Below are 13,424 nucleotides of genomic sequence, written 5' to 3'. Positions count from 1 at the left end.
GCATGTGGCATTCACAGCATGCGCCGCTGAAACGCCTGTGGAGAAAGCAGGAAGGCACGTTTGAAGGCCTTGTTCAAATGGCTCTGATCGAAGAAGCCGACTTGTTGTGCCACTGAAATCACACTGTCTCCCCTGAGTAGGGCTTTCTTGGCATATTCCAGGCGGATCCGCTTTAAATAGGCATGTGGCGTCATGCCGGTTCTCTGGCGAAACTGCCTAAGCAGTTGGTATTGGCTGAGATCCAGCTCCTTGGCAAGCTGCGGCAACCGAAATGGCGCAGCGGGATCGGCATGAAAGGCTTCTCTTAACCTATCGAGCTGACTCTGACTTAAGGCGTGGGGCTGTCGCTCGGTATTGAGCTGGCGGCCATGCTGGCGCAGCAGCTTTTCTAAAAAGGTGATAACTGCGGCTTCGGGAACCAGGAGATCATTGGCGGCTATGGGTTGTGTCAGCAAATGGTGCAGCTGGCAAAATTCCCGATACAGCGCCGGATGATGCAACAAAGGCGCGGCAAAACTGAAATGCCCCAGGCCGAGATCCCGCGCCAGTTGCTGCAGCCAGTCATGGGGCAGGGACATTACCAGGGCACAATAGCCTTGCTGTTCGCTGCTCTGGCCATCATGGCTGCTGTCGGGATCCAGGGTCGACAGCCAATTAGGTCTCAGGTGCCAGGTTTGGCCACGGTAATGAAAGTCCTGGCCGCCGTGACTGACCACACCGATATGAAAGTCCAGATGAACATGGGGCTCGAAGTGAAAATGTTGAAAACTGGCCCGACTGATCTCCAGTTCGGGATGGGATGGGGCGCGCCAGTAATGGATTTTCTCCTCGTGCATCTTGCTATCCTGGGTAAGAATTTATGTTATCTTAGCGGTCGGTTATCCAGGCCGCCTAGTAAATTATTGCACGGCCGGTATCAAAGTCAGACCTATAAACACCGATAACAGATTGGAGCCCACTGTGAAAGGACAGATCTTAAGAGAAATGAAAGTGCTGAGTGCTATTGAACCTGAATATGAGGTGGAAAGGCGGGTAGCATTTCTTAAGGCCAAACTGCAGGAGGCTCGCAGCCAGACTCTGGTTCTGGGGATCAGTGGCGGGGTCGATTCCTCCCTGGCCGGACGTTTATGTCAGTTGGCGGTAGATTCACTCAATCAAGGTAAAGCCGAGGCTGAATACCGTTTTGTGGCCATGCGTCTACCTTATCTTGAGCAGCGTGATGAACACGAGGCGCAACAGGCGCTGGCATTTATCCGCCCCAGCAAACTGGTGACAGTGAATATTCATGAGGGGGTGAGCGGCATTCATCAGCATGTACTCAGTGGCTTTGACCGCGCCGAACTGGCGCTACCGGATGCCAAAAAGGTTGATTTTGTGAAGGGTAATGTCAAGGCCAGAATGCGGATGGCGGCCCAATACGAAGTGGCAGGGCTGCTGGGTGGCCTGGTGGTTGGGACAGATCACAGCGCCGAAAATGTTACCGGTTTCTATACCAAGTGGGGCGATGGGGCCTGCGACTTGGCGCCGCTTTTTGGCCTGAATAAGCGTCAGGTCCGGCAGTTGGCCGCCTTCCTCGGTGCCTCGGATACCTTGGTATACAAAGCGCCAACGGCGGATCTTGAGTGTGACAACCCGGGTCTTGAAGACGAGGCTGCCCTGGGGTTGAGTTACGATCAGATAGACGACTTCCTTGAGGGTAAGCCGGTTTCCGCCGAGGTGGAAAGCAAGATCATAGCCATTTACAAGGCGACGCAGCATAAGCGCAGGCCTATCCCGACTATTTACGACTAACTGCTCAAATTGAATCGTAAAACGCCGCGTTGATCGCGGCGTTTTTTATGAGGGCTAGCGTAGCGCCTGACGCAGCAGCAGAATACTGGCGTTGGGAAATTGGCGGTAATCCAGGTAGGGGACTTTCCAGCGCCACTGATCCAGCCGCTGTATCCCAGGCGCACCGTTAAGTCTCTGCCCGGCATCGCCGGCGATATTCAGTTGGTGGGCGGCTTGATTGCCAGCGATAAGTGCTATGCCGTTATCGGTTATTAGCTCGGTTGCGCCAATCTCCAGTGCGACCTGGGAAAAGAGCCCCTGCTGCAGAAAACCACGCCAGTCTTCATCCGGGGCAAATATCTTGGCGCAGATCACCAGGATTTTGCGCCAGTGGTTGGAGTTGGCGGCTATCAAGGCCGCGGCGGCATCACTCTGCTGCCAATGCCAGTCAAGTGGCAGTGTTGGCGGATTGGGTAAGTAAACCCGCGCTTTAGCCAGGTCGTTACCAATACGCGAAGGAAATGAAGGCGTTGAGTGTGCGTGCACGTTTGCTCTCTGTTAGACTTTTATGCCAATAGATCTCAGTGAAATGCCGTTTCAGCGCCGCCACTTTGGGGCAGTTCGAGGTAAAGGTCAATGAAAACTCTGCTTATCAGCTCGGGGAAACAGCTTACTATTGCGCTTTTTTATGCTTGTTTCGGTATAGGGCTGGCGCTGACTGTGACCGGGATCTGGTTACTCAACGATCGTGCCGATTTGAGTCCCTGGCATACTCACTTTCTGAGTCATGAGTTTGATCGTCACAAGGGCGTCGAAGACTTCAACGATTATCTCAAGTTGGAGCAGCAACTGTTTGCCGAGCTTGATCAGGAGCTTGGTAAACTTTCCGGTGGCATAAGCTCACCGATAAATCGCTATCACAGCGGCAGCATAGCAGATCCCAAGCGCTGGGCTTTTCCCTGGAATCAAAGTTTCGAGTGGGCCAATGCCGATGCGCAGTTCGGGCTCTTGCTGCTCCATGGTATGTCAGATTCACCCTACGCCATGCATCAGTTTGCCCAGCAGTTTAAGGGGCGCGCTCATGTGTTGGCGCTGAGGTTACCGGGACACGGCACTCTGCCATCCGGCCTGGTGCGCTTGGAATGGCAGGATCTGGCCGCGGCCGTTAAGCTGGCCAGTCGCCATATGAGTCAGGTGCTCAATGGCAAACCTCTCTATGTGATAGGTTACTCCACTGGCGCCAGTCTGGCGCTCAATCATGAGTTGGAAAACCTTCACAAAGGCAGGCCTACTGACTATGAAAAGGTGGTCATGCTGTCACCAGCCATAGGTTTGGCCCCCATGGCGGTCGGCGCGCAGTGGCAGTCGCAGCTGGGTTATATTCTGGGGCTGGAGAAACTCAGCTGGAATACTATTTCACCCGAATATGATCCCTTTAAATACAGCTCCTTCGCCGTTAATGCCGGTGATGTGGTTTATCGCCTGGCGCAGCACAATAGCCAGCGTTTACTGGCTTTACCTGAGAACAAAAAACGCCAGTTGCCGCCGATTTTGGCATTTCAGTCGCTGGTCGATGATTCGGTATCGACGAGAGCTGTGCTGGATAACCTGTTCCTGCAACTGCCCAAGGGAGCCAATGAACTGGTGATTTATGATATCAACCGTAATCAGGTGAACCTCAGTATGACACCTGTGGATCCTCTGGCGGAGATCAGCGGCATACTGGCGCGAACTAATCTGACTTTCCGGGGAACATTGATTGAGAATCAGGTGGGCTTTAGCCATCTGGTGCAGGCCAGAGAGTTTGGTACTCATACTGGGGTAGAAAAACTCGACTTCAAATGGCCTGTGTCTGTCTATTCCTTGTCTCATGTAGCCTTGCCGTTTTCCGCCAACGACAGTCTATACGGTAATCAAATGGCCACAAGCATGGATCGCATTCAAATTGGCGCTGCAGCGTCCCGAGGCGAGCGCGGTGTCATCAGCATTCCGGCCGCCGATATGCTGCGCCAGCGCTGGAACCCTTTCTTCGATTATCAGATGCAGCGGATTGAAGCCTTTTTCAACCAAGATCCTGAGCCGACAGAGTACAGATGACCCGGTTACGTCCCTCGCTTTTGGCTCGGTACAGGTTGGCATCGGCTTCTTTCAACCACACCTCTAGAGAAGGACTGTAGGAGGCGTTGGCAACCAGGGCGCCGATACTTGCGGTGACGCTGATCCTGCGTTGATCTTCGGGGTTGATGATTTCAAGCTCGGCGATCGCTTGACGTATTTCATTTAGGTACTGTTCTATCTTGAAAGGGTTACACATGGGGAGCAGTAGCAACAGCTCTTCACCGCCATAACGGCTGATAAGATCCGAGTCGCGCTTGAATTTTGTCTTAAGTAAATCGGCAACCCGTTTCAAGGTCTCATCGCCGCCCAGATGACCATATTCATCATTGACCCGCTTGAAAAAGTCCAGATCCATCAGCACCACGGCTATGGCCTCCTGATTGCGCTGACACAGACTTTGTAAAGTGGTGAAACTTGCTTCGGCATGGCGCCTGTTGGCAAGCCCAGTGAGGGGATCGGTTTGAGCCAACTGTTTGAGTTTGCGGTTGGCTTGCTCCAGCTCCAGAGTTCGAATAATGACTTTTTCTTCTAGATCCAGCTGGTGGGCCATCAATTGGCGTTGGCTGTCCTTGAGCTCACTGTAGAGGTGAGTGACTTCCACAGGCACATTATGGCCATCTAGCCGCTTATCCTCAGTGAGGCGCATGCCCTTATTGATTTGCTCGGAAATCAATTCCAGTGGTTTGGTCAGGCGTTGGCCCAGCACTCTGGCCACCAGTAACGACAACAACAGGAACAACAACAATAGGGCAAAAGTAAACATAAACTGGCGCTCCACTTCGTGCAGCAGTGGGGCGTAGGGGTCGAGCACAAAAATTTGCCAGTTGTTTTGCAGGCGATACTGGCTGTAGATATATTCCGGGCTGTCATTATCCAGCGCCTTTAGGTTAAGCATGGGCAATAAAGAGCTGTAGTGCTTGCCACTTTGGCGGTAGTTGAGTTGCTCGAGTTTGGGTAAGGCCAACGCCTTGGAGGCGTAAATAAGACGCATATTTTCATCGACAATAAACATCGACTGATTGGTCTGTTCCAGAAAGTCATTATCCAATTCGCTGAAACGATTGAGATTTAGCGAACCTTCTACTATACCGATAACTTGTGGGCCTGTGGCCAGGTACAGTGGGCTGCTGATGGCGACTATGGCATCTGAGCCAAAGCCCCGGCCGAGAAATACAGGAGAAATAAACAGGCGTTCATTGAAAAACGCCTGCTGAAAGTAGTCTCTGTCATTGATCCTCTTCTCACTGCCTTCAAGTTCCTCGAGCCCATTGATGGGGCTGGCCTGCACTATACCGCCATCGCCGTTGGCAATCAGCATGGTTAAAAAGCCGGGGTTGAGTTTGTGCAGCCGTGACAGCATCCGCTGCAACTCATCCGGGCTGGGAGAACTATGTTTAATAAGTTCGGCGGCGGTAGCAATAACCGATTTATGTCGCTCCAGATAATGCTCTACCGCCAGGCCGATATTCTTGGCGGTTTCATGTAAGTGTTTACCCAAGATCTGTTGCTGCTTATTGACCCAGTAATAATTGAATACCAGGGTAGAGAGCATCAGGCTCAGGTTAAGCAGCAGTAAAAAGCTGTAGAAGAGTTGATTGCCAAAGCCGCTGCGCTTGGCGGGTAGCTGTGGTTTGGTTAGGCGCGTCAACGCTGGGGTTACCAGTAAAATCAAGCAGCCCAAGGTGATATAGACCATGGCATTGACCGATTGCTTGATGACGACGAAGGGAATGTATTCAGATGGTAAGTCGCTGAAAAGGTGTAGGTAACCATATATGAGCGGCATCCCCAACAACAACCAGAAACCGGCGCCTCCGTAAAACACCGGGACACGCTTCATCCGGGTGATGCCCAGCACCAGTGCCTCGAGACAGAAGAGTAAATAGACGTGCGGGCTGTCCCATTGCAACATCAAGGAGGATACGCTGATGGCGGCGGTGAGCAGGGCATACCAAGGTCCCAGTAAGATGGCGACAATCACATAGAGGGTATTACCCAACACCAGTTGCACGTTGGCAAACAAGGGGATAGGGAAGCTGTTGCAGGCAAAACCTATCAGGCCGGCCATCAGACTCAGCAATAGGGGTTGTCGATACCAGGGCAAGTGGGTCAAGTTAGTTCCAACTTCAGTCTGGAGTAAACGAATGGTTAATGACAAATGCTAGAGCCAAATGGTTTATTTAACAATAAGTTTTAAAAACTTGTCTCAATCGTATCCAATCGCTAATTCGAGCTGGTAACTAACGGCAGCACGTCTTGGTGGGAGAGGGGCCGGATTTGCTAGTAAAAGCTGCCAGGCTGATAGAGACGATATAGCTGAGGATAGCGGATGGGAAATGTATCAAGGCGCCTTTGATATCACAACAAAGCGCCTTGATGTGTTTGACAGCCTTATTCGCCCTTGAGGCGCCGATCCAGTTGATCTTTCAGGTTGGCCGGTACGCCTTTGATCAAAATGGTATCCGAGACAGGATCATAGATGACCCGCTCGCCCAGATGTGAGCTGTCAAAGCTTAGGGTCAGGCCGCCACCGGTGCCGGAGAATTTCTTCAACTGCCTCAGGGTAGATTTATCGGCCGGAAACTCCTCTTCCAAACCGTAATCACCGCCAACGGCGAAGTCATAAAAGGAGTCCATGCCGGATTCGGCCAGTTCATCGGCTAGATCCTTGAGCATGACTTCACTGCCGCTGTCGACCTGGGAGGTACAGTATTCAAACACCCGGTCGCGGCAGGTTTGACGCTCTTCTTTGGTCAAGTCGCCGCCACCGACAAAGTCTTCCACCGCCTGCATCAGGGTCTTGCTCTGCTGCTTAGGGTTCACCCCTTCGACGCAGCCCATAAAGTCGAGGAAGAAGTCGGCCACCTTGCGTCCCGCTCTGCCGCGGATAAAGGAGATATATTTGCGTGACTCACTGTCGGCCTGCCATTCGGTGAGGTCGATTCGGGCCGCCAGTTGGATGTTATTCAGATCCAGGTGGTCGTTTTGCGACAGCTCCATATCATCCAGCACTGTCATTGACGATTTGGCGTTCAGCAGTGCCACAAACAGATAGTCGCTGGCCATAAAGGTGTAGCAAGCCAGCAGCAAAAAGCCGCCTTGGCTGAAGTCATACTTGGAGAGTTCTTCCTGCAGCAGTTTGCCCGCAGTGGCTGAGAACTCTACAAAGCCTTGCTGCCCATCGCGATAGGACTTGAGCGCTTCCTTGAAGGCGGGATTGGCTTCGCCATCATCACCGGGGACACCAAAATAGCCAAAGCCTTTTCCCGCTTTGCTGGAGTAACTCTGGTGCAGCTCATCAAGCATGGTCTCAACGGCCTGGCTGTTCAGCAGTGGTTGAGGGCGCAGACGGCAGCTGAGCTGGCCTTCGCCATTTTGGGTGATTGCGTGAATAATCGCTTGTTCGACGTGAATACTCATAAGCCCCGATAGTGATACTCTGTTGTAAATCCGCTATTATATGCCGCTAATCCTTATCTGAGTGAATCATTTTTTATTTATGGCTATCCAATCAAAATATACCAATGCGCAAGTTGAATCTCTGATCGCCGAATTGCTGGCTGTGCTGGAAAAACACCAGGCTCCGACCGATCTTGGCCTGATGGCGCTGGGGAATGCGGCTTCGCATCTGCTATCGACCAAAGTGCCCAAGGAAGCTCGTCAGCAAGTAGCGGAGCAATTTGCCAAAGCATTGACACAATCCCTGCGTTGACTTGTCACAACTGAAATGCGTTAAATAGTGGCGTTGTAAGTCAAAAAGCAGATAATAACAATCAATGTAAGATACACAGGCACTTACAAAAAAGCGGATCCATATGGTCGAGCGAACAAAGCAGTTGGGCAAGGATAAAGTTTCACGCCTTATCAATTGGGGGCACTGGTTTGCCTTCTTCAATGGCTTTTTGGCCATGATAGTCGGCAGCCGATATCTGGACAGTGTCGGCTACCCGGAAACCTGGATTGGTTGGGGCTACCTTGGCGTCAGTACCATAGGCCATTTCAGCTTTCTGGCGTTTATTGTCTATCTGGTATTGCTGTTTCCCGTCACTCTGCTGTTGCCTTACTCGCGTATCCTTCGGGGATACGCGGCAGTGGTGGCCACCCTAGGCCTGTGTATCATGCTTTATGACACCATAGTCTATGACGACTATGGTATGCATTTGAGTCCCTTTGCCGTTGATCTGGCCTGGGCCGACCTCAACAGTCTGCTGCATGGCACCTCTTATATCGTCACTCCCCTTGGGATCCTGGCGCTGGAGTTGACCGCCGCCAACTTTATCTGGAAGCGGATCGAGAAAATTCAAAGGCGCAACTATGGCAACAAGGTGGTGGCCTTTATCGGGGTTTGCTTTGTCAGCAGCCATCTTATTCATATCTGGGCCGATGCCGCCGATGTCACCGAAATTACCCGTTTCGATGATGCCTACCCGTTATCCTATCCGGCGACGGCGCGCACCTTTATGGAAAACCACGGTATAGATGGCTCCAGCAGCTTGAAGGTGGATACTGAAACCAGCTTTAAATACCCAAGGGCGCCGCTGACCTGCAATGCAGAAGAACATCCCAATGTGCTGCTTATTGCCATCGACAGCCTCCGGGCCGATATGGCCGACGAGCAGACTATGCCGTTTTTCAGTCGCTACAGTAAACAAAACCATGCGTTTATGAATCATCTTAGCGGCGGCAATACCTACCGCAGCGGCATGTTTTCACTGCTTTATGGCCTGCAGGGCAGTTATATGGATGCGGTGGAGCTGAATTACACCAGCCCCTTGCTGGGGCAAAGCTTCAAGCAGCAGGGTTATAATCTGGGGCTGTTTACCAACAGAAGCAATTATGCCGAGGCGCGGCCTCAGGCAATATTCCGTGATTTTGATACTCATATTGCCGAAGATGCGAGTGGCAGTGCCATGGCCGATATTCAAAGTATCGACAGTTTCAAGCAGTGGCGAGCCCAGCAACAAGCCCCTTGGTTTGCGCTTTTGAACCTCAAATCGCCGGAAGACTATGATACGCCAGTGGGCTTCCTCGGGGTGCAGACAGTCAAACCCGACCACGCCCTCAAGCCAGCGCAGAAAGTGTTGTTCAATCAATATCGGCAATCGCTGAACTTTATCGACAAACAGCTGGAGCAACTCTTGTCTGCTATGCCGGAAAACACCCTGGTGATTATCACGGGAGTCAATGGCAAGGTGTTCACCAGTAACGCCGATGAAGCCAGACGTGATTTGTCACCGGCTAATGTCAGTGTGCCACTGGTGATCCATTGGCCCGTTGGTGGTCATATACAGGCCAAATATCGCACCAGCCACTATGGTTTGGTACCCACCTTGATGAGCCAGGTGCTGGGCTGCAGTAATCCACCGACAGATTACAGCGCCGGACGCCACTTGCTGCAGCCCGACAGTCTCACCTGGGTCTATGTCGGTGATGCCAGAATTTTTGCCATCTATCAGCAATCGGAGATCACTGTGATTGACCGTCATGGTCAATATCGTATCTATGACAAGGCTTATCAGAATCGCCTAGACAAGAAGATGAGTGCCCCGGAACTTATCGAAGTGATGCGCGAAGGGCGGCGTTTGTACAACCATTAAGCGCCGCGGATTAAAGACTGAACGATAGAGGAAAAACAGGCCACAAACTAGGCAGTTAAACTAAAAAACCACAGATGGAGCTTGCACAGCTTCGCGACTGTTGGTAAAGTTCTGCCTCGTTGAGACGGCACACTGCGCCAGCCGCTCAAGACAAATATCGGTATGTAGCGCAGCCTGGTAGCGCACTGTCATGGGGTGTCAGGGGTCGGAGGTTCGAATCCTCTCATACCGACCAATTTCTCTAAGATAGTCAGTCATTTGAAATATAGTGACTGGCTATTTTACTTTATAAACTCTGTACATGTACATCGACCGTGTACACAACAAAGTAACTCCAAGCTCATTTTAACGTTTACCGATTCAAATAAAGATCCCATAGGACTAAACACGCCTCTAAGATTCGCGTAAATTTGTACAGCCTCTATTGCGTCCTCAACCATATATTGACACCTGAATCACAATCTGAACCTGGGCTCTTCCATCCATGCTGACTAAGGCACTTGCCCCCTAGTTAATCATCAACATAGCCCCTTAAGTTCAGAGCCTGCTTATATTGATGCTCTATGGATCGCAGCCCCAAAACAACAAGCATCTAGTTTACAGCGAGTTAGAGGTACACAATTCCAAATAAACGTTCTTTTTAAAAATTCTAAGGAAGGTGCGAATAAGTCCGAGATGTGAGATCTTCGTATCGTGACTTGAACCATGGATGAGTAACCGGATGAACCAGCAACTGACTTTTGCCGACAGTGAGTTTTCCAGTAAACGCCGCCAAACCCGCAAGGAAGTCTTCCTTGGCAGAATGGATGACCTGCTCCCTTGGGACAAATTACGTGGCGTTATCGAACCTGTTTATCCCAGGGCAGGCAATGGTCGCAGACCTTATCCGCTGGAAACGATGTTGCGTATTCACTGCATGCAGCAATGGTATAACCTGAGCGATGAGGCCACGGAAGACGCTCTTTATGAAATCGCCTCTATGCGTCAATTTGCCCGTCTGTCACTGGATAAAGCCATTCCTGACCGTACTACCATCATGAATTTCAGGCACTTGCTGGAGCAGCATAAGTTGGCGCGCAAAATCTTCAGTACAGTGAATCAATGGCTAGCGGAGTGTGGCGTGCTGATGACCCAGGGAACATTGGTCGACGCTACCATCATTCAAGCGCCCAGTTCCACCAAAAACAAAGACAATGCCCGCGATAAGGAAATGCATCAAACCAAGAAAGGTAATCAGTGGTATTTCGGTATGAAAGCGCACATCGGCGTGGACGCCCAAAGCGGTTTGACCCACAGCCTGGTGACAACCGCGGCCAACGAACACGACCTTAACCAGGCAGGAAATCTATTGCACGGAGATGAGGAGTTTATCTCTGCGGATGCGGGTTATCAGGGAGCTGAAAAACGTGAAGAGCTGAGCCTTGTCAGCGCAAATTGGCTTATCGCCGACCGCCCTGGAAAGGTGAATGCGCTGAAGAAACACCCACGAAAGAACAAACGAGCTATCCGCTACGAGTACCTGAAGGCCAGTATCAGAGCCAAGGTTGAACATCCATTTCGGATCATTAAATGCCAGTTTGGCTTCGTCAAAGCGAGGTACAAGGGACTGGCTAAAAATGACAGTCAAATGGCAATGTTGTTCACACTGGCGAACCTGGTTCGAGTCGACCAAATGATACGAGCACAGGCGAGATCTACCTAAAATTTGGGAATTGGCCTGAAAAAGGGCCTAAATCAGCAGAATAAAGCCGACTTTGGGCTCAATAGTGGGAATTTGAGTGTAGGAAGCCAAAAAAGATGCACTTAGGCATCAACTTGGAAGATAGGTACAACTTAATCGCAGCTTCCCTAATTTATGGCATCTCAAAATTCCGACACAGAACTATCGGCGATATCTCTCTCAAACTCGCAATTAGCCACTATAAAAGTGAGTTGAATCAGTCTCTCTTCCCCTGTTTAATGTAACGGTAAAGAGTGGCCACACCGATCCCTGCGGCCTTCGCAGCGGTCTCTTTACTCAGCCCCTTGCCTACATACTCCATAGCCATTTGGCATGCTTTCAGTGTTTCTGGTGAAGCCTGACGCCCTTTCATCTTACCTTCAGCTACAGCCTTAGCCATACCAATAGCGGCCTTCTCTGCCTGTAACTCTCTCTGCATTTGATCAACAGCAGACAAGACTGTGAACATCAATCGCCCTGTAGCAGTACTAGTATCAACCACAGAGCCACCTAGGTTGTATACGACAAGGCCTATATCTCTCCGATTCCAATCTTCTACCAGCATGATTAGGTCTGCCGTATTTCTACCAAGGCGTGATAAGTCATACACAACCACTTTGTCACCTGACACTAAACGGTCATCCAAGGCCCTGAATGCCTCTCTATTGAGGTCTTTGCCTGTGGCCTTGTCATGATATACCTGAGCATCTGGGTAGGCCTTAGATAATGTCTCGAGCTGGCCTGTGATGTTCTGCTTATTGGTAGATACTCGTGCATAGATATAAGTGGTCATAATTGTCTCGCCTATCAAATGATAGGTTAAATGACAAACCTATCACTTAACCTTTATCAACACAAAAATGATAGGCCAATATCACAATACCAATAGACTATAGTCAGATGATAGAAAGGCATTATTGATAGAAATATCGTGATCGAGGATAAACAGAAGTAGCAAAAGGCAAGCAAATATAGCCACCAGCTAGATGTTCCCTAGCCAGTGACTACTGTTAGATACATTGATTAGACTATTCAGAGCAGAATATGACGTATCTGTGACCAAGCTCCCCTATGGGGGAAAAACACCTTCTCCTTCGGTGAAATATTGCTCATACAATAGCTCATCATTTTTTAGTGATTTAGGAAAATTTGAATAACCTAACAACAATGACGACTAAGTACCGTTTAACAAAAATACTAAAGATTGTATTTACTCTTCATCTCACTAGAAACAATCTGCGCATCAAACGATCTTGCATCAGGCTGTTTGCTATTCACACATTCTAATTTTAGCTTTGCAGAAGGCATACTTGTTTCCCAAGTCAAGCCTGACGGCTCCTTTATTACGGAGCTACTATGGGCCTCTGACCTCAAAACGTTATAAAACGAATAGCCACTTTCTAGACACAACTCTGCTCCTTTCAATTTGACAAAATCTCTCGCCTGATCGACTGATGTATATATATTTCCTGAGAAACTAACCTCGAACACTTTTTCATCAAACTGGCTGTAAGATAGTCCACCTGTCGTACCGACAGACTGATAAGGAGTTGCACATCCAACTAAAGTTAACGCAAAAATAACGCCTAAATAAGATTTCATAACCACTCTCAAAAAACTTTATAACTTACTGAGTTAACGCCTAAAGCGATAACTACTTATCACAATTTTCCATTAGATGAACGATATCTTTGGCCTTCAGGTGCGTATATTTGAATAACATCCCAATATCTCTATGCCCAGATATGACTTGTAGTTGTAACGTACTAAACCCCATGTTCGCATACCGAGTTATTGCACTATGTCTAAGGGAGTGAAAGCACAGCTCTTTAGGAAGCCTCAGACGATCACATGAGCGCCTAAAGGCTTGGCTCACTGTGCATGGCCTGCTTGTGAACAACCGCTCTCCAGTGGTCAATTGAGAGGCTTTTAGAAGGACATCTAAAGCCCTAGAGTTCAAAGGCACATCTCTACTATGTCCGTTCTTTGTATCAACCAATCTCAGAGTCTTGCGTTGCCAATCTATACAGCTAGCCGTGATACTCAAACACTCACTTCTGCGCATTGCAGTCTCCCAGCTGAGGACAACGAGCGGCCTCACTTTGGGTGCTATATCGTTAAGTATCATTTGGTATTGAATGGGTGAAAGAATCAACTCTCTGGCTTTGCCTGCTTTCGGTAGTTGATATTCAGCCAGAAGATTAGGCAATCTAGCCATC

12 protein-coding genes and 1 tRNA gene are annotated in these 13,424 nt (G+C 49.8%); 6 read left to right on the top strand and 7 right to left on the bottom strand.

Going from position 1 to position 13,424, the window contains the following annotated elements; genetic code table 11:
• Positions 1 to 11 precede the first annotated feature (11 nt).
• On the bottom strand, positions 12 to 836 hold the full coding sequence (locus K5621_RS11610; RefSeq protein ID WP_221049299.1) for an AraC family transcriptional regulator: 825 nt from the start codon (positions 834 to 836) through the stop codon (positions 12 to 14).
• Positions 837 to 960: 124 nt separating this feature from the next.
• Here K5621_RS11610 and nadE point away from each other — a divergent pair, with 124 nt between their 5' ends.
• Complete coding sequence (gene nadE / locus K5621_RS11605) at positions 961 to 1,791, top strand: ammonia-dependent NAD(+) synthetase (RefSeq protein ID WP_100144048.1); 831 nt, start codon at positions 961 to 963, stop codon at positions 1,789 to 1,791.
• A gap of 54 nt (positions 1,792 to 1,845) precedes the next feature.
• Here nadE and K5621_RS11600 read toward each other — a convergent pair whose 3' ends face one another.
• Positions 1,846 to 2,316 carry a DUF6942 family protein gene (locus K5621_RS11600; protein ID WP_221049298.1) on the bottom strand — a complete coding sequence of 157 codons (471 nt, stop codon included), beginning with the start codon at positions 2,314 to 2,316 and terminating at the stop codon, positions 1,846 to 1,848.
• Between the two features lie 90 nt (positions 2,317 to 2,406).
• On the opposite strand from K5621_RS11600, the gene K5621_RS11595 reads away from it, so the two are divergent.
• Positions 2,407 to 3,867 (top strand): alpha/beta hydrolase, encoded by a 1,461-nt coding sequence (locus K5621_RS11595; RefSeq protein WP_221049297.1) that lies wholly within the window; start codon positions 2,407 to 2,409, stop codon positions 3,865 to 3,867.
• Here the strand turns inward: K5621_RS11595 and K5621_RS11590 are convergent.
• Positions 3,833 to 6,001, bottom strand: coding sequence for a diguanylate cyclase (locus K5621_RS11590; RefSeq protein ID WP_157929086.1), 2,169 nt, complete (start codon positions 5,999 to 6,001; stop codon positions 3,833 to 3,835). The two genes, K5621_RS11595 and K5621_RS11590, sit on opposite strands and share 35 nt — an antisense overlap.
• 278 nt (positions 6,002 to 6,279) lie before the next feature.
• A complete protein-coding gene (gene yejK / locus K5621_RS11585) occupies positions 6,280 to 7,308 on the bottom strand; it encodes a nucleoid-associated protein YejK (protein ID WP_100144040.1) in 1,029 nt (342 codons plus the stop codon).
• A gap of 79 nt (positions 7,309 to 7,387) precedes the next feature.
• Here yejK and K5621_RS11580 point away from each other — a divergent pair, with 79 nt between their 5' ends.
• From K5621_RS11580 to K5621_RS11565, 4 genes are all read left to right on the top strand, one after another.
• Positions 7,388 to 7,600 (top strand): YejL family protein, encoded by a 213-nt coding sequence (locus K5621_RS11580; protein ID WP_025011457.1) that lies wholly within the window; start codon positions 7,388 to 7,390, stop codon positions 7,598 to 7,600.
• Between the two features lie 103 nt (positions 7,601 to 7,703).
• Positions 7,704 to 9,485, top strand: coding sequence for a DUF3413 domain-containing protein (locus tag K5621_RS11575; RefSeq protein ID WP_100144038.1), 1,782 nt, complete (start codon positions 7,704 to 7,706; stop codon positions 9,483 to 9,485).
• A 158-nt stretch (positions 9,486 to 9,643) separates the two neighbouring features.
• Positions 9,644 to 9,720, top strand: a tRNA-Pro gene (locus tag K5621_RS11570).
• A 486-nt stretch (positions 9,721 to 10,206) separates the two neighbouring features.
• On the top strand, positions 10,207 to 11,187 hold the full coding sequence (locus K5621_RS11565) for an IS5 family transposase (RefSeq protein ID WP_221049296.1): 981 nt from the start codon (positions 10,207 to 10,209) through the stop codon (positions 11,185 to 11,187).
• A gap of 235 nt (positions 11,188 to 11,422) precedes the next feature.
• Here K5621_RS11565 and K5621_RS11560 read toward each other — a convergent pair whose 3' ends face one another.
• The 3 genes from K5621_RS11560 to K5621_RS20155 form a co-directional block, all read right to left on the bottom strand.
• Positions 11,423 to 11,998 (bottom strand): recombinase family protein, encoded by a 576-nt coding sequence (locus K5621_RS11560; RefSeq protein WP_221049295.1) that lies wholly within the window; start codon positions 11,996 to 11,998, stop codon positions 11,423 to 11,425.
• Between the two features lie 404 nt (positions 11,999 to 12,402).
• On the bottom strand, positions 12,403 to 12,807 hold the full coding sequence (locus tag K5621_RS11555; protein WP_221049294.1) for a CC0125/CC1285 family lipoprotein: 405 nt from the start codon (positions 12,805 to 12,807) through the stop codon (positions 12,403 to 12,405).
• Between the two features lie 52 nt (positions 12,808 to 12,859).
• On the bottom strand, positions 12,860 to 13,333 hold the full coding sequence (locus tag K5621_RS20155) for a site-specific integrase (RefSeq protein WP_425332470.1): 474 nt from the start codon (positions 13,331 to 13,333) through the stop codon (positions 12,860 to 12,862).
• Between the last annotated feature and the right edge of the window lie 91 nt (positions 13,334 to 13,424).

It is taken from the genome of Shewanella carassii (genome assembly GCF_019670705.1).
GTDB classification, from domain to species: Bacteria; Pseudomonadota; Gammaproteobacteria; order Enterobacterales; family Shewanellaceae; genus Shewanella; species Shewanella carassii.
The sequence above is the reverse complement of the archived record's forward strand: the minus strand, read 5'-3'. Positions and strand labels throughout refer to the sequence as shown.